The organism is Thalassospira sp. CA1, from assembly GCF_059052855.1.
Genome location: NZ_JBZCIA010000013.1, coordinates 21,429 through 37,207, shown reverse-complemented (window position 1 = coordinate 37,207; position 15,779 = coordinate 21,429). Strand labels below are relative to the sequence as shown.

The 15,779-nt window shown below is 55.4% G+C and carries 13 protein-coding genes; 4 read left to right on the top strand and 9 right to left on the bottom strand.

The genetic code is table 11. The annotated features are described in order from the left end of the window. Window position 1: 1 nt before the first annotated feature. From AC5Q5A_RS18170 to kdgD, 3 genes are all read right to left on the bottom strand, one after another. On the bottom strand, window positions 2-547 hold the full coding sequence (locus AC5Q5A_RS18170; RefSeq protein WP_008890159.1) for a TRAP transporter small permease: 546 nt from the start codon (window positions 545-547) through the stop codon (window positions 2-4). A 96-nt stretch (window positions 548-643) separates the two neighbouring features. Beyond that, on the bottom strand, window positions 644-1,636 hold the full coding sequence (locus AC5Q5A_RS18165) for a TRAP transporter substrate-binding protein (protein ID WP_493896141.1): 993 nt from the start codon (window positions 1,634-1,636) through the stop codon (window positions 644-646). Between the two features lie 245 nt (window positions 1,637-1,881). After that, window positions 1,882-2,808, bottom strand: a complete 927-nt coding sequence (gene kdgD, locus AC5Q5A_RS18160) for a 5-dehydro-4-deoxyglucarate dehydratase (protein ID WP_493896140.1) — start codon at window positions 2,806-2,808, stop codon at window positions 1,882-1,884. Between the two features lie 275 nt (window positions 2,809-3,083). On the opposite strand from kdgD, the gene AC5Q5A_RS18155 reads away from it, so the two are divergent. Continuing rightward, on the top strand, window positions 3,084-3,848 hold the full coding sequence (locus tag AC5Q5A_RS18155; RefSeq protein WP_493896139.1) for a 2-keto-4-pentenoate hydratase: 765 nt from the start codon (window positions 3,084-3,086) through the stop codon (window positions 3,846-3,848). A gap of 69 nt (window positions 3,849-3,917) precedes the next feature. Here AC5Q5A_RS18155 and AC5Q5A_RS18150 read toward each other — a convergent pair whose 3' ends face one another. The 3 genes from AC5Q5A_RS18150 to AC5Q5A_RS18140 all read right to left on the bottom strand — a co-directional run bounded on the left by AC5Q5A_RS18150 (window position 3,918) and on the right by AC5Q5A_RS18140 (window position 6,762). Beyond that, window positions 3,918-4,832, bottom strand: coding sequence for an SMP-30/gluconolactonase/LRE family protein (locus tag AC5Q5A_RS18150; protein WP_493896138.1), 915 nt, complete (start codon window positions 4,830-4,832; stop codon window positions 3,918-3,920). A 124-nt stretch (window positions 4,833-4,956) separates the two neighbouring features. Continuing rightward, window positions 4,957-5,673, bottom strand: coding sequence for a FadR/GntR family transcriptional regulator (locus AC5Q5A_RS18145; RefSeq protein ID WP_008890164.1), 717 nt, complete (start codon window positions 5,671-5,673; stop codon window positions 4,957-4,959). Window positions 5,674-5,772: 99 nt separating this feature from the next. Further along, window positions 5,773-6,762 (bottom strand): aldose epimerase family protein, encoded by a 990-nt coding sequence (locus tag AC5Q5A_RS18140; protein ID WP_493896137.1) that lies wholly within the window; start codon window positions 6,760-6,762, stop codon window positions 5,773-5,775. A gap of 162 nt (window positions 6,763-6,924) precedes the next feature. On the opposite strand from AC5Q5A_RS18140, the gene AC5Q5A_RS18135 reads away from it, so the two are divergent. Then, window positions 6,925-7,656, top strand: coding sequence for a FadR/GntR family transcriptional regulator (locus tag AC5Q5A_RS18135; RefSeq protein ID WP_120226528.1), 732 nt, complete (start codon window positions 6,925-6,927; stop codon window positions 7,654-7,656). A 6-nt stretch (window positions 7,657-7,662) separates the two neighbouring features. On the opposite strand, the gene AC5Q5A_RS18130 is transcribed toward AC5Q5A_RS18135, so the two are convergent. After that, window positions 7,663-8,424 carry an HAD family hydrolase gene (locus AC5Q5A_RS18130; RefSeq protein ID WP_493896136.1) on the bottom strand — a complete coding sequence of 254 codons (762 nt, stop codon included), beginning with the start codon at window positions 8,422-8,424 and terminating at the stop codon, window positions 7,663-7,665. Between the two features lie 215 nt (window positions 8,425-8,639). On the opposite strand from AC5Q5A_RS18130, the gene AC5Q5A_RS18125 reads away from it, so the two are divergent. Further along, window positions 8,640-10,229, top strand: a complete 1,590-nt coding sequence (locus AC5Q5A_RS18125; RefSeq protein WP_493896135.1) for an FGGY-family carbohydrate kinase — start codon at window positions 8,640-8,642, stop codon at window positions 10,227-10,229. Window positions 10,230-10,476: 247 nt separating this feature from the next. On the opposite strand, the gene AC5Q5A_RS18120 is transcribed toward AC5Q5A_RS18125, so the two are convergent. Further along, the gene (locus tag AC5Q5A_RS18120; protein WP_493896134.1) at window positions 10,477-13,623 is read right to left on the bottom strand and encodes an efflux RND transporter permease subunit; all 3,147 of its coding nucleotides are present in this window, start codon (window positions 13,621-13,623) and stop codon (window positions 10,477-10,479) included. 11 nt (window positions 13,624-13,634) lie between these two features. Next, entirely contained in the window at window positions 13,635-14,771 is a 1,137-nt protein-coding gene (locus tag AC5Q5A_RS18115) for an efflux RND transporter periplasmic adaptor subunit (RefSeq protein WP_286791746.1), read from the bottom strand. A gap of 165 nt (window positions 14,772-14,936) precedes the next feature. Between AC5Q5A_RS18115 and AC5Q5A_RS18110 the strand changes: the two genes are divergently transcribed. Continuing rightward, entirely contained in the window at window positions 14,937-15,608 is a 672-nt protein-coding gene (locus tag AC5Q5A_RS18110) for a TetR/AcrR family transcriptional regulator (RefSeq protein ID WP_493896133.1), read from the top strand. Window positions 15,609-15,779 lie beyond the last annotated feature (171 nt).

Here is a 15,779-nt window from a genome sequence, read left to right as displayed (position 1 = left end):
GTTATTTCACGTCCTCGTTCAAAAGATCGTCATGGTAAATGCGGGCTTGGGAAATGGTTTTCCACCGCGCCGCGATCTTGAGGATATGAACCACGCTGTAAAACATGATCCCGGCCCCGCATACCGCCATCGGAACGGACCGCAAGCCGTCTGAAATATGAATGATCGGCATGGTCTTGGCCCAGTTAAACGCGACCAGATCCATCGCCCCGATCAGCATCCAATAGCCAAACCACGCCGACGCGCCATACCCGATGGCCGCAACAATGGCGGCCATTTTCGGCGGCAAAGCATCGCGGAAAAAGGAAACGGAAAGGTGGCTGTTGTCGCGGATGCCAGCAGCTGCGACCGGAAAGGTAATCAGCACAATCAGAATAAGCGAAACCTGTTCGACCCAGGTCGGTGTTTCATTGAGGACATAACGCCCGAACACTAGCCAGGCGAAACTCGGGATCAGTGCGACAAGGGCCAAACCACCAATCAGGTTCAGCACCCCGGCAATCCCACCGCCTAAGCGATCAATCACATTAACAAAACGAGAAAACATCTACGCGCTACCAGAAACAGATAAACGACGAATATACTAAGCGCAGCCAAAAAGAAGGGCGACGATATTATCGCCGCCCTTCAGATATTTAAGGCCTTATTTCTGCGCGTCCTGGATCGCCTTGACCAGGTCGGCAAGATCCGGGTTGGCTTTCAGGAAGTTGTCATAGACCGGCTGCATGGCATCCTGGAAAGCCTGCTTGTCGGCGATCTCGTTGACTTCGATTCCGGCGGCAATCACTTTTTCCTTGGACTGATCTGCACGATCGGCCCATGCGGCACGCTGTACGGTCACAGATGCTTCAGCTGCTTCGTGGACGATTTTCTTTTCCTCGTCCGACAGGCTGTCATAAAGCGCCTTGTTCATGCACAGGCATTCCGGAAGGATCAGGTGCTGGGTGACGGAATAGTATTTCGCCGCCTCAAAATGGCCGGAGCTGTCATAAGACGGGTAGTTGTTTTCCGCACCGTCAATCACGCCGGTTTTCAGCGACTGATAGACAGAGCTATAGGCCATCGGGGTCGCGTTACCGCCAAGCGCATCAACCATCTGAACATAAAGATCGTTGCTCATGACGCGGAATTTCAAACCGTCAAGGTCAGCCGGGGTATTGATCGGACGCTTGGAGTTATAGAACGAACGCGCACCAGAGTCATACCAACCAAGCGGCTGCAAGCCAGCTTCGATCAGGCCATCGGCGATCTGCTGACCAGCCGGGCCATCCATGACGTCATGCATGGCATCGACGCTTTTAAAGATGAAAGGCAGTGAGACAACGTTGGCTTCGGGGGCGACTTCACCCAGCGGGCCGAGGTTGAAAACAGCCCAGTCCAGACCGCCCAGACGAACCTGCTGGATCGCATCAGGCTGATCGCCCAGAACGCCGCCGTGATAAACCTTGGCTTCCAGATCGCCACCGGACTTTTCATTGATCAGCTTGGCGAATTCTTCCATGCCGGTCGAAACCGGGTATTCCGGCGGATGAATGTTCCAGCCGCGCCATTCCTTGGCCTGCGCACCGGATGCCAGCGCCACCGATACGGCAGCCGCCGCAATCGTCAGCGTTGTGGTTTTGATAAACTTGTTCATTTCAGGTCCTCCCAGACAATCTGTTGTCTATTTCATTGAAGCATTTTGCCCTTTTGGGTCTTGTTCTTATCATTTAATCCTACAATTCAGCACTTGTAAACATAACTGTAAGATTTGTTAACAACTAAGTTGCGAACGGCATCAAATTCCCGATCACCGATTGCAGTTTTAGCGTCCCATTCTGCCTCCCGGCAGGCGAACCTGCCGGGAAATAACAAGTCATATGTCGCATTGCCGACCCGCCATCAGGCGGCGCGAAGTGCCGCGTCGCCATAGGCCTTGCGGATCACATCGGCCAGCATGTCATGTTCCGCATCGGTCAAATCGGTCAGCGGACTGCGCACCGGGCCGGTATCGCGCCCGATCACGCGCATGCCCGCCTTGACGATGGAAACGGCGTAGCCCTTTCCACGATTGCGGATATCCAAATACGGATAGAAAAATTCGGTCAGTGCGCGGCTCATCGCGCCGTCATCATCGCGGCCGAGCGCGTCGTAGAAATCAAGTGCCTGTTGCGGCAGGAAGTTAAAGATCGCCGATGAATAGGTTGTCACACCGGCTGCCTTATAGGCCTTGGCAAAGACCTCGGCTGTCGGCATGCCGCCGATATAGGACAGGCGATCCCCGATCACGGTGCAAACCTTGGTGACCATTTCGATATTGCCATGACCGTCCTTGAACCCGACCAGGTTCGGGCAAACATCACATAGCTTGGCAAGTGTTTCGGCCGTAATGATCGAATTGTCGCGGTTATAGACAATTACACCGATATCAACCGCATCACACACCGCCTTCACCCGGGCAAACAGACCTTCCTGTTCGGCACCGACCAGATATTGCGGCAACAGCAAAAGACCATCCGCACCGGCCTCCTCGCAGGCCTTGGCAAGTTCAACCGCCATGGCCGTGCCATATCCGCACCCGGCAATGATCGGGGTATCACCCGCAACTTCCTTGGCCGCACGCACGGTTTCGACCACCTCGGCCGGGGTCAGGGAAAAGAATTCCCCGGTACCACCGGCGGCAAACAGGGCGGTTGCCGGATATTGCGACAGCCAGCCGACATGCGTGCGATAGGTCGCAAGATCAAGCGCGCCTTCGGCATCAAAAGGCGTCACCGGAAAAGAAAGCAACCCGGCGCCAATCGCCTTTTTCATCTCTAGATAGTGCATCAAGCGTCCCTAATGTCTGAATACGTCAAATAACTATGACGATTCTATAAATTCATCATATCACTTTGTCAAACATATTACTCAGACTTTTTGAAATCGCCATAAACCGCAGAAAACATGGATTTCCTGGTCATTCCGACAATGTACGACTTTGGAATGAATCAGGAAGATCTGGTTGATTTCACCGAATCGCGGCAATTGGTATGATGACTTTGACAACAAAGCCCGCTAGGCTCTGGCGACCAAATCAATTGCCACAAACAAGAAGACCGGGAATGACTGATATCACTGCCGCCAGCCGCATCCTTGCCGATGCCTTTACCACCCACACCCTGATTGATCCCCTGCCTGCTGACATTGCGCCCAAGAACTTTGAGGAGGCCTATGCCATTCAGGATGCCACCCTTGCCACGGTCGGCATTGCGCAGGCGGGCTGGAAGCTTGCAGTTGCGACCCGTGCGGCTCAGGAAAAGATCGGTGCGGATGGCCCGCTGGTTGGGCCGTTGCTGGATGGGCGCATTCTTGGCGATGGCGCGACGCTGACCACCAAGGACATCCATTTCCCCAATATCGAGGCCGAAATTGCGGTTGTCATGGACAGCACCCCTGCCCCGGATGCGACATCAAGCGACATCCTTGACCATATCAAAAGCATGCATCTGGCAATCGAGATTGCCGATCGCCGCTATCATGAAAAGCAAGGTCCGATCCAGACACTGGCAGACCTGAATTCGACCAGTCACTTCATCCTGGGTGCTGAAATTGACGGCTGGCGCGATCTTGGTTTCATCGGCGGCAAAGTCACCACCAAAAGTGACGGCGAAGTTCTTGCCAGCAATGATGATCCGGATGCCTGGCCAGAGATTTTTGGCGGGCTGGAATATCTGGTCGGTTTCCTTGCCAAGCGTGGCAAAAGCCTGAAGGCAGGTGATGTGATCACCACCGGTGCCTGCGCGCTTCCGACCATTACGCCGCATGGCAAGATCGAGGCGATCTTTGAGGGGCTTGGTACTGTGACGGCTGAAATTAAAAAGGTCTGATCAAACCGACCCCAAAGAAAAAGGCCATGCAGATTTCCCTGCATGGCCTTTTTGGTTTTAACGGACCTCTTAGCGGGGTTGCGCGCGGCGCTCGCTATTTTCGCGGAACTTGGTCACCGGCACACCGGGCACTTCAACACGCAGCTTGACCAGCTTCCCGGCATGCGGGAACTCAGCACGCTTTTCCGGGCTATAGCCTTCCTGATGGCTGGTGACATAAAGCGTCTTCATGTCCGGCCCGCCAAAGCACGGCATGGTCGGATTGGGCATTGGCATCGGGATCGATTTCAAAAGCGTCCCGTCCGGGGCAAAGCGATTAAGGTTGCCCGCCGACACACCCGCCGACCAATAGCATCCTTCGGCATCCACTGCCCCGCCATCCGGGCGGCCAAGCGTATCATCGAGATCAAGATAACGCGTGCAGTTGGAAATATTGCCGGTGGCAACATCAAAATCCCAGCGATTGACCCACGGCCCGCGCGAGTCCGAGTGATACATTTTCGATCCGTCACCGGACCAGGCAATGCCGTTGGAAATCTTGAAACCGGTTGCCTTTCCCTCAATCTTGCCATCGGCCGTAATGCGATAGAGCGAGGCAATTGGCATCTTTTCAGGATTGTCATCCATGGTGCCGACCCAGAACGCGCCATCCGGGCCGATCTTGCCATCATTGGTGCGGCTGTTGATCCCGTCTTCAATGCGACAAAGCGGCGCACGCGCATCGGTTTTTGGATCAAGGAAAAGAATATCCTTACGCAGGGCCACGATAATTCGGCCCTGATCGGTCAGCCCGAAACAGCCAAGCTCGCTGTCAAAGGTCCATGTTTTGCGAAGGCCCGTGGCAACATCAAGCGCGTGCAGTTTGCAATTAAGGATGTCTGTCCAGTAAAGCCGATTGTTGGCCGCATCCCAATTGGGGCATTCCGCCAAAGTGAAAGTCTCATCACTGAGAATTTCCGGCTGATACATTACACCACCGGTCATCGCACACTCCCAAATTCATATGATTAATTTTTGTTGTGTCTGGTTTGCCAGTCCGGGGCCCTGTTCGTCAACAGGATTTGTACCCACCCCTGCCCGTACCCCTCAGGCCGGGCAGCACATCTGATTACTTGTCGCGGGCGTGGTCGGTGACGCGTTGGCGGGCCTGATGCAGGTGATAGCGCATCATCAGTTCGGCACTATTGCCATCATGACCAAGGATCGCATCATAGATCTGGCGGTGTTCGGAAAGCACCTTTTGCGCACGTTCGGCCGAGCCCCCGCGCGTGATATTAAGCGCCACGCGCATGGATTTCGACATCACTTCATGCAGGGAATTAAGGATGGTCACGAAAATCTCGTTGCCGCTGGCACGGGCAATCGCCATGTGAAAGGCCAGATCGGCCTTATCGGCAATATCACCGGCCGATACCCCGTCTTCGAGCAGTTTAAGCGCATTTTCAATTTCGCGATGATGGCGGGGGCTGGCGCGTTCGGCGGCCATGCGAGCCGTTGTGCCCTCGATCGCGGAACGTGCTTCAAAGCAGCGCAGAAGCCCCGCGACATCGCTGACACCGCCAAACTCGATCAGGCCTTGTGGCGGGCGCTTTTTAACAAACGACCCGACCCCTTGGCGGGCATAGACCAACCCATCGGATTGCAGTTTGCGCAACGCTTCGCGCACAACCGGGCGCGACACGCCAAAGGACGCACAGATTTCATTTTCCGAGGGCAGCTTGGCACCTTCGGCAAGGTTGCCTGAGATGATCTGTTCAAGGATCTGACCGTAAAGCTGATCGGCAAGCTTTTCGCGCTTCTGAACCCTTAAAAGCAATTCCGACATCCGTCCCCCGGACTTGTTATCTTGTAAAACTTACTTGTAAGTTTTTATCGATAAACTTCTGGTCGGTAAAGCCTTTGCCGATCTGCCCGCCGTTTCGGATCAATCCACCAGCGAATAGTCGCGGTTGCCCGGTTTGCCGAAAACCTCGTCCTCGTCGACCAAGCCGCTATCGGATGTCTCATGCAAGGTCGGGATCAGCGTCATGGTACCGGTCAGCGTCTGGTTGTTATCAAGTACGACAAGATCGCCAAGTTCCTTGAATTCCGGACGGTTATGAACGTTCGGCACGTGGGAGACCGGCTCGACACAGAATGTCTTGCCGTCTTCGGGGATATAGAATTGCACGTTTGAAAGGCTGTCGCTTGCCAGCATCTTCACACTGTAACCGGCATCCTGCCAGACCATGTCGGCTTCAAGGTGCCAACCGGCATAATGGGCATCAAGTGCCAGGTTATGGCGGATCATGCGACCATCGGAAAAATCGCGGCCCAGATCAATCACCGTGCGCGCAATCGGCAGCATATCCTCGTCGGTTGCAAAACTGTCAGAGGCGATAAAGGCGACCGAAACGTCATCGCCGCCCGGGAACCAGGGGTGCAGGCCAATACCATAGGGCATTGGTGTTCTGCCCAGATGACGCACACCGATTTCGATGGTCACATCCCCCTCGGTGACCTTGATTTCCTGCCAGGCGACATAGACAAAGCCGCTTTGCGGGTCGTCATGTTTGTGATTGAAGCGCAGCGTATCAACAGTCGGACGTTCGATCTGCCACTCGGAAGACCGGCCAAAGCCATGAATGGCATGCGGGCTGGGCGGGCGGTTGGCCGGGACCTTGACGATGCGGCCATCAAATTCGAACTCGGCAAAGGCCAGTCGGTTGGCAAACGGCACCATCGGGAAACAGCCCAAATTTGATGGATTGCCCGATGCAATCGCCTCCGGGGTGACCGGACGCAACAAATTGATAATGCCCTTGCCATCCGGGCGGATCCAGTCAATCCGCGATATCGCCCCGCCGTCTGGGACAATTCCGATCTGAAAAGGACCACTGTTCCAACGGTATTCAGGTTCGCCTTTTTTGGCCATTCCTGTGTGCCTCAAATCCAACCAAAATCATATGATGACTTTACAGAACCACTATCGTTCGATTAATTGAAGATGGTAACTGTAATGGCGCAAACAAAGATTAACGCCAACCTGCCATTTTTATATCCGGTTGTTTTACACCGGAATTATCGGATACGCAAAATGAACAAACCCCGTGTGTCGGCCGCCCCGCGCAAAGTATCGCTGACCGAAAAAGTCATTGCCAGCCTGCGCCAAGAGATCGAAAGCGGCCAACGAGAACCCGGAAGTAAATTGCCGACCGAACCGGTTCTGACCGAACAGTTTGGCGTCAGCCGCACCGTGATCCGCGAAGCAATTGCCGCCCTTAAGGCCGACGGGTTGCTGGAGCCGCGTCAGGGTGCCGGGGTGTTTGTTCTGTCACCGCAAACGCGAGCCAATGATAAATCAATCTTTGCGGTTGATTACGCACAAGTGTCCGACGTTCTGGAAATTCTTGAACTGCGCATGGCGGTCGAGATCGAGGCGGCCGGGCTTGCCTGCACGCGAGGCTCTGTCGCGCAACAAACCAAGATTTACGAGGCGATGGCCAGAATGGAACGCGCACTTGAAAAAGGTGAGCCGACCGAACAGGCCGATTTCGAATTTCACAGCGCGATTGCATCCGCCACCAACAATCGCCGCTTTGCCGAGTTTCTGGAACATCTGGGCGATAAAACCATCCCGCGCGCGCAATTGCGCCGCCGCCCGCCAGAGGCCGAAGACCAAAAGGCCTATATGCAGATGATCACTGGTGAACATCGCCGGATTTATGATGCGATTGCCGCGCGCGACGAAGATACTGCCCGCAAGGCGATGCGCGATCACCTCAGCCAAAGCCAGACCCGCTATCAGAAACTTCTGACCCAGCGGTAAGCGGCGCTAAACCGCAATCGCCTGTGCGAGGATGGCCATGTCGGAAATAACAATATCGGCGCCTGCTTCATAAAGTCGTTGGCTGGCCCCTTCGCGGTCATCGCCATAATGCCCGCCGCCGACAAAACCGATGCATTTCATGCCCGCCGCCCGTGCCGCCGTCACCCCGGCAACAGAATCCTCGATCACGATGGCATCACCCGGGGCATATCCCATGGCATCGGCCGCATGCAGGAAAAGATCCGGGGCCGGTTTGCCGTTTTCAACGAAATCAGCACTATAAACACGCCCGTCAAACCAAGGGCCAAGGCCCGTGACCTGCATGGTTTTTTCAAGCCGTTCGACAGAACTGCTTGATGAAATGCAAAAGGCAATATCGCGTGCCTGAAGGACGGTCAGGACAGTTTCGATCCCGTCAATCTTGGTCAGGTCGCGGTCATAGCGGTCAAACAGCATTTTATAGTAATACGGTTTGAATTCCGCACTGACATCGCGGCCGGTCTGGGTTTTGATATATTCAATCGGTGCGGAACTTGATCGTCCGGTAAATCGGTCCGATACGTCGCGCAGACTGAGCGGCGCGTTAAAGTGTTCCAGCACATCGACAAGGGTTGCCAACGAGATCGGTTCGCTATTGACCAGAACGCCGTCACAGTCAAACAGGACAACACGACAGGCGTCAAACAGACCTTGGATCTCTGATGCTGACGTTACGATACCGGCCCCGACATCATCGGTCGGACCTTGGACATTGTTTCCTCGGGCCATGTTGAACCTGGCTTGTGTGATTTATGTTATCGCTACAGCGTAGCTAAGAGATAAGTTCAGCGTCAACAAAAATGAACATTTGACCAATTAATGAACTTTTGATCAACTCAGGCAAAATTGAACCCAAAACAGACGAAACAACAGCCCAAACAAAAGATCACCCGGCATCGGAGAACCCCCGAAAAGCCAGGGGATATGCGGAGGAGTACCCGATCATGAGTCCCACTTACCCCTGTTTTGTCGGTGTCGATGTCGGCACCGGAAGTGCGCGCGCCGGCGTGTTTGACGCCAATGGCAAATTGCTGGGCAGTGCCGCACACGCGATTGCGATGAACCGCCCGAAACCCGATTTCGTCGAACAGGATTCCGAAAATATCTGGCAGTCGGTCTGTCAGTCGGTGCGTGATGCCATGGCCAAATCCGGGGTCCCTGCGCAAAAGGTCGCGGCCATCGGGTTTGATGCCACATGCTCGCTCGTGATCCGCGATCAGGATAACAAACCACTGGGTGTTACCCCCAATGGTGCGGACAACTGGGATGTGATTGTCTGGATGGATCACCGGGCCGTGCGCGAGGCCGAGGAATGCACCGCCACCGGTGCCAAGGTGCTGGAATATATTGGCGGCACCATGTCGCCCGAAATGGAAATCCCCAAACTGATGTGGCTGAAACGCCATCACAATGCCGCCTGGCAGAAAATGGGCGCGGCGTATGATCTGGCCGATTTCCTGTCATTCCGCGCAACCGGCAGTAACGCCCGATCCTGCTGCACGGTGACGTGCAAATGGACCTACCTTGCCCATCAGGATGAACCATGGGATCGCGATTTCCTTAAAACCATCGGCATGGAAGACCTGAATGACAAGATCAACATGCATGACAATGCGCTTGCGGTTGGGGAACTGATCGGATCCCTTTCCGAACAGGGGGCGGCCGACCTTGGCCTGACGACTGATTGCGTGGTGGGCGCGGGCCTGATTGATGCCCATGCCGGGGCGCTGGGTACACTTGGCGAATATCTTGATGGCAACCTTGATCAGCATTTTGCAATGATCGCGGGGACATCGACCTGCCATATGGCGCTATCAAAGGAGCCGCGCTTTATCAAGGGTGTCTGGGGTCCCTATTTCGGGGCGATTGCCCCGAACCTTTGGCTGAACGAAGGCGGACAATCCGCGACCGGTGCGTTGCTTGATCATATCGTTGCCATGCATCCGTTTTCCCATGACATGGGCCGTGATGCCCACAAGCTTGCCGGTGAAAAACTGATGCCGATGATGGCAGAAAAAACCGATCTGGCACCGCGCCTGCATGTTCTACCTGATTTCCATGGCAACCGATCGCCGCTGGCCGATCCGGAGGCCCTTGGCGTGATTTCCGGCCTGACACTCGATCAAAGCGAGGAAAGCTTCCTGAAGCTATATTGGGCCACCGCATGTGCGATTGCCTATGGCACGCGCCATATTATCGATGCGATGAACGATACCGGCTATGACATCACCCACATTCACCTGAGCGGCGGGCACACCGCCAGCAAGGTACTGGTCAAGCTTTATGCCGATGTCACAGGCTGCACGGTTGTGATGTCTGACTGCGAGGAGCCGGTGTTGCTGGGATCGGCCATGTTGGCCGCAGGTGCCCTTGATGCAAAAGGCGGCCTTGCCCGGGCCGCACGCCAGATGGCCGGCAAGGAAACTGCCTATGCGCCCGATCCATCGGCCAAGGCTGATCATGATCGTCGATACGCCATTTTCCATCAGATGCACGCCCACCGTCAGAGCCTTGATAGCATGAGCAAAACCTGATTTTTGCCTGCCCAAAAGTTCGATATCTACGCCGTTCGTGCGGGTTTGGCGCGGCGCACCCTATCCAAAAGGCGCTTGACCTTATTGGGGGTTGCGGTCAAAACAAAAGGGCCGATGCAAACGCATCGGCCCTTTCTTTCGCACGCGCAACGGCGGGGTCGGGGGATCATGCAGAAATTTAAATTCTGCACCGTCACGGCGCGATGCCGTTTAAGGCCAGCCTTTTGATCAAGGCTGGCCTTAAATTTTATTCAGCCGGATGTTCGTGAGCAGCCTGGACTTCGTCCTTTTTCTTCCGGTTCTTGGCAAAGGTGCCAACAATCAGAACAAAGAACAGCGGCACGAAGAAGATCGCAAGTACGGTTGCGGCAATCATCCCGCCCATCACACCGGTACCCACGGCCACACGGGCCCCGGCACCGGCACCGGTCGAAATTGCCAGCGGCACGACACCAAGGGTGAAGGCCATCGACGTCATGATGATCGGACGCAGACGCTGACGGGCGGCCTCGATAGTTGCCTCAAGAAGCCCCATGCCCTGGTCATAAAGTTCGCGGGCGAACTCGACAATCAGGATGGCGTTCTTGGCCGACAAACCAATCGTGGTCAGGATCGCCACCTGGAAATAGACGTCATCAGGCAGACCACGCAGCATCGCTGCGATCACCGCACCAAGGACACCCAGCGGCACGACCATCATCACCGAAATCGGAATGGCCCAGCTTTCATACAGCGCTGCCAAACACAGGAAGACGACGATCATCGACAGGGCATACAATGCCGGTCCCTGCTCGCCCGCTTCGCGTTCTTCATAGGACAGTCCCTGCCATTCAAGGCCGATCCCACCCGGAAGCTTGTCCACCAGTTCCTGCATTGCGTTCATCGCGTCACCCGATGCCACACCCGGGGCGGCTGAGCCCTGAATGTTGAGCGACGAAAGACCGTTGAAGCGTTCCAGACGCGGTGATCCGTATGTCCATTCCGACGAAGAGACAGCCGAAATCGGCACCATCTCGCCCATCTGGTTGCGGACATACCAGTAATCCATGTCTTCGGGCATCATGCGGTATTTGGCATCTGCCTGCATGTAGACGCGCTTGACCCGGCCGTTTTCGATGAAGTCGTTGACGTAGCTTGACCCCCAGGCCGCTGCCAATGTCTGGTTGATGTCAGCAATGCTCACGCCAAGGGCGCTTGCCTTTTCCTGGTCAATATTGACGTTTAGCTGCGGGGTATCATTAAGGCCATTCGGACGCACACCAACAAGACGCGGGTCCTGTGATGCCATGCCCAAAAGCTGGTTACGGGCCGCAATCAGGGCATCGTGACCAATGCCACCACGATCCACAAGCTGCAGGTCAAAGCCGTTTGCCGTACCAAGTTCGATAATCGCCGGCGGTGCAAAGGCAAAGACCATGGCTTCGCGGATCTGGGCAAACGCGCCATAGGCACGGCCAATCACCGCATCGACCGATTGATCCGGGCGGGTACGTTCCGACCAGTCTTTCAGGTTCACGAACGCAATACCGGCGTTCTGGCCACTCCCGGCGAACGAGAAGCCGGCAACCGTGAACAGACCATCGATGTTTTCCGCTTCGTTCTCCATGAAGTGTGTTTCAAGCTTCTTGAGAACATCAACGGTGCGTTCCTGAGACGCGCCAGCCGGAAGCTGGACCATGGCAAACATGATGCCCTGGTCTTCTTCTGGCAGGAACGATCCCGGCAGACGGCCAAACAGTGCAATCAGGGCCGCGACAAGAATGCCGTAGACAAACAGATAGCGCCATTTGCGGTTCACGACATGGCCAACACTGCCTTGATAGAAGTTGTTGGTCTTATCGAACCCGCGGTTAAACCAGCCGAACGGGCCTTTCTTCTTGCTTGGATCCTCGTGACCGGGCTTGAGCATGGTCGCACAAAGGGCCGGGGTCAAAACAATCGCCACAACCACCGAAAGTGCCATGGCCGAAACGATCGTGACCGAGAACTGGCGATAAATCGCCCCCGTAGACCCGGCAAAGAACGCCATCGGCACAAACACGGCTGACAGCACCAAGGCAATACCAATCAGCGCGCCAGTAATCTGGCCCATGGATTTCCGCGTTGCTTCGCGTGGCGGAAGGCCGTCTTCGTGCATCACACGTTCGACGTTTTCAACCACAACAATCGCGTCATCGACCAGAAGGCCGATAGCCAGCACCATGGCAAACATGGTCAGCGTGTTGATCGAATAGCCAAAGGCCGCAAGGATCCCAAAGGTACCGAGCAAGACAACCGGAACGGCAATCGTCGGAATAAGCGTTGCCCGCCAGTTCTGCAGGAACAGGAACATCACCAGGAAGACGAGGACAATCGCCTCGAACAGGGTATGGACCACTTCCTCGATCGACACTTCGACGAACGGCGTCGTGTCATAGGGATAGACGATCTCGATACCTTGCGGGAAGAACGGTTTCAGCTCTGCCAGACGGGCCTTGACCGCATCTGCGGTATCAAGCGCGTTGGCACCGGTGGCAAGGTTGATACCAATACCGGTTGCCGACTGCGCATTGTACCGCCCGACGATGTTATAGCTTTCGCCACCGATCTCGATGCGGGCAACATCGCCAAGACGTACCTGCGAGCCATCGGTTTCGACCCTTAGCAGGATGTTGGAGAATTCATCGACCGTCTGAAGTTTGCTTTGGGCGGTGATGGTTGCGTTGATCTGCTGACCGTCAATCGACGGCGCGCCGCCAATCTGACCGGCGGTGACTTCGGTGTTTTGTGCCTCGATGGCATTGTTAACATCCATCACCGTCAGGTTATAGGACAGCATCTTGTTCGGATCGAGCCAGATGCGCATCGCGTGCTGCGCACCAAACACCTGAACCGAACCAACACCATTCACACGGGCAATCGGGTCTTCCACCGACGAAACGACGAAGTCCGAAAGGTCTTCGGCATCCATCGATCCGTCTGCCGAGACAAAGCCGACAACCATCAGGAACGAGCCACTGGACTTGCTAACCGTAACACCCTGCTGCTGCACTTCGGTCGGAAGCGACGACATGGCAGCCTGCAGTTTGTTCTGCACCTGAACCTGGGCGATGTCCGGATTGGCTTCGGGCTCAAAGGTCAGGGTCACTGTTGCCTGACCATTCCCCGAAGACGTCGAGGACATATAACGCAGGTAATCAAGGCCGTTCATCTGTTGTTCGATCACCTGGGTGACCGTGTTTTCAACAGTCTGGGCCGATGCCCCCGGATAGGTTGCCTCGATCTCGACCGACGGCGGTGCAATCGACGGATACTGTTCGATTGGCAACTGCCAAAGCGAAAGTCCCCCCGCCAACATGATCACCAGGGCGACAACCCAAGCGAAGACGGGGCGATCAATAAAGAATTTTGCCATTGAATAAGTCCTTATTCGGCGGCTTTGGCGGTTTCAACGGGCTGCGGCGCAACCGGGGCACCCGGTCCGATACGCTGGATGCCATCAACGATGACTTGCGCGCCATCTTCGATACCGGCCGTCACCAGCCAATCCTGTCCCTGCGACTGCTCAATCGTCAGATCCTTGGAGGCCACTTTGCCATCCTCGACGACATAGGCATAAGCCGAGCCATCCGGGCGGCGCATCACCGCTTTTTGCGGCACAAGGAATGCGTCTTCAAGATGTCCCTGACGGACCTGACCGCGCACGAACATACCCGGCAAAAGCGTGCCATCCGGGTTCGGGAACACAACGCGCAACCGGACCGTGCCGGTGGTTTCATTCACCGTCACATCGGAGAACTGCAATGTGCCCTTGTGCGGATATTCTTCACCGGTGGCATCAATGATCAGGGAAACCTCGATCTGGCCTTCCTCGATACCCTTGATGCGACCATTGCGGATGGCTTCCTTGATCTTCAGCAACCGGCCACCGGCCTGGGTGACATCGACATAGATCGGATCAAGCTGGGTGATGGTGGTCAGTTTTGCCGACTGATTGGCGGTCACAAGCGCACCTTCGGAATAATCCGACGAACCGATCTGACCGGAAATCGGTGCGGTGACTGTGGTGTAGGCGAGATTAATGCGCGCCTGTTCAAGTTCTGCGCGCGCCGCGGCAACGGCTGCCTTTGCCTGTGCTTCGGCGGCGACCGCATCGTCATAGGTTTGCTGGCTGACGGCCTGCGACTTGATCAGCGGGTCATAGCGCGACCTCGTCTTGGTCGTCTGATCAAGGGTGGCGCGCTGACGGGTCAGTTCGGCCTGTGCGGCATCAACCCGCGCCAGGTAAACTTCCTGATCAATCATATAAAGCTGCTGACCAGCTTCAACAAACGCACCTTCGGTGAAGTTGCGTTCCTTGATAATGCCATCGACCTGCGGGCGGATGTCCGCCTGACGGAAGGCAACGGTACGACCGGGCATTTCCTCAACCAGGCCAACAGTCTGCGCATTCAGCGTCACGGTACCGACCGGGGTCGCCTGTGGCTGTTGCTGGGCGGCTGCCTGTTGGTCGCCTTCGCTCTGCTCGCTGCAGGCGGCTACAAGCACGACAAGCGCTGCCATACCAGCGAATTTCAAACAAGATCGCATGGACAAAATGCTTATTCCTTCTAAGTCCGCGCAAAGCCGTGTGGTGTGCGCTTTGCCATTGCTTTTATAAATACTGTACGGTACAGTACACATTGTGCGCTGCACGATCAAGAGCCAAAAACAGCAGAGCCAAGAAAGATGAGTGAAACGCCCGAAAAGCTTGAAAAACAACATTCTCGCGGTACTGCACGCCGTCGTGCAATGATGGATGCTGCATGGGCGTTATTGCTTGAACGTGGCTTTGCTGGCGTGACCCTCAATGACGTGATTTCAAAATCTGGCGGGTCGCGCACAACCCTGTACGAAGCGTTTGGCGGAAAGGATGGTTTGCTGGCTGCGGTCATGACCGAGCAATGCAAAGAATTCTCAGCCGAACTGCATATTTCACTGGAAACCGATCTCCCTCCCCGTGATGCCCTTACGGACTTCGGCACGAAACTGGCCCAAAAGATTGTAACCGAGGAAGTCGCCCGCTTCACCCAGATTCTGTATTCCGAAGGTCAGCATTTTCTACCCTTGATCGAGAAATTCTTTGAAGTTGGCCCCGACAGCACACGCAAGCACCTTGCCGATTACCTTTCAAGGCAACAAAAGCTTGGCAATATGATCGTCGACGACCCGGAACATTCGGCTGAAATGTTTGAATCCATGGTCATCGGAGACTGGCTGTCGCGGATCATGAAACACAATCCGCGCCCGCCAATGACCGATCAGCAGATTGCTGAACGTGTTTCCCGCGCGGTTGAAACCTTTCTGTGTGGTGTCGCAACACCACAAGCGCGTGACACGCTCGACTGCGCGAACAAATAACTCCCCTGCATCGTCGATGACCGGTTTTATAGCCAGCCCCTCCTGACAGCATCCTGTCAGTTATGACCTGTCGTGGCGAAAATTGGCGAAATTTCCCGAAGGGTGACCTGCATCACACCTGAATTACTTTGCCCTAACATTACCAAATTTGGGGTAAACTCTGGCCTGCGT

Bases quoted from the DNA above. Each gene is read 5' to 3' on its own strand.
- kdgD (WP_493896140.1), bottom strand. From the start codon at position 2,808: ATGCACTATCTAGAGATGAAAAAGGCGATTGGCGCCGGGTTGCTTTCT.
- AC5Q5A_RS18170 (WP_008890159.1), bottom strand. From the start codon at position 547: ATGTTTTCTCGTTTTGTTAATGTGATTGATCGCTTAGGCGGTGGGATT.
- AC5Q5A_RS18135 (WP_120226528.1), top strand. From the start codon at position 6,925: ATGAACAAACCCCGTGTGTCGGCCGCCCCGCGCAAAGTATCGCTGACC.
- AC5Q5A_RS18115 (WP_286791746.1), bottom strand. From the start codon at position 14,771: ATGGCAGCGCTTGTCGTGCTTGTAGCCGCCTGCAGCGAGCAGAGCGAA.
- AC5Q5A_RS18140 (WP_493896137.1), bottom strand. From the start codon at position 6,762: ATGGCCAAAAAAGGCGAACCTGAATACCGTTGGAACAGTGGTCCTTTT.
- AC5Q5A_RS18145 (WP_008890164.1), bottom strand. From the start codon at position 5,673: ATGTCGGAATTGCTTTTAAGGGTTCAGAAGCGCGAAAAGCTTGCCGAT.
- AC5Q5A_RS18165 (WP_493896141.1), bottom strand. From the start codon at position 1,636: ATGAACAAGTTTATCAAAACCACAACGCTGACGATTGCGGCGGCTGCC.
- AC5Q5A_RS18130 (WP_493896136.1), bottom strand. From the start codon at position 8,424: ATGGCCCGAGGAAACAATGTCCAAGGTCCGACCGATGATGTCGGGGCC.
- AC5Q5A_RS18120 (WP_493896134.1), bottom strand. From the start codon at position 13,623: ATGGCAAAATTCTTTATTGATCGCCCCGTCTTCGCTTGGGTTGTCGCC.
- AC5Q5A_RS18155 (WP_493896139.1), top strand. From the start codon at position 3,084: ATGACTGATATCACTGCCGCCAGCCGCATCCTTGCCGATGCCTTTACC.
- AC5Q5A_RS18125 (WP_493896135.1), top strand. From the start codon at position 8,640: ATGAGTCCCACTTACCCCTGTTTTGTCGGTGTCGATGTCGGCACCGGA.
- AC5Q5A_RS18110 (WP_493896133.1), top strand. From the start codon at position 14,937: ATGAGTGAAACGCCCGAAAAGCTTGAAAAACAACATTCTCGCGGTACT.
- AC5Q5A_RS18150 (WP_493896138.1), bottom strand. From the start codon at position 4,832: ATGACCGGTGGTGTAATGTATCAGCCGGAAATTCTCAGTGATGAGACT.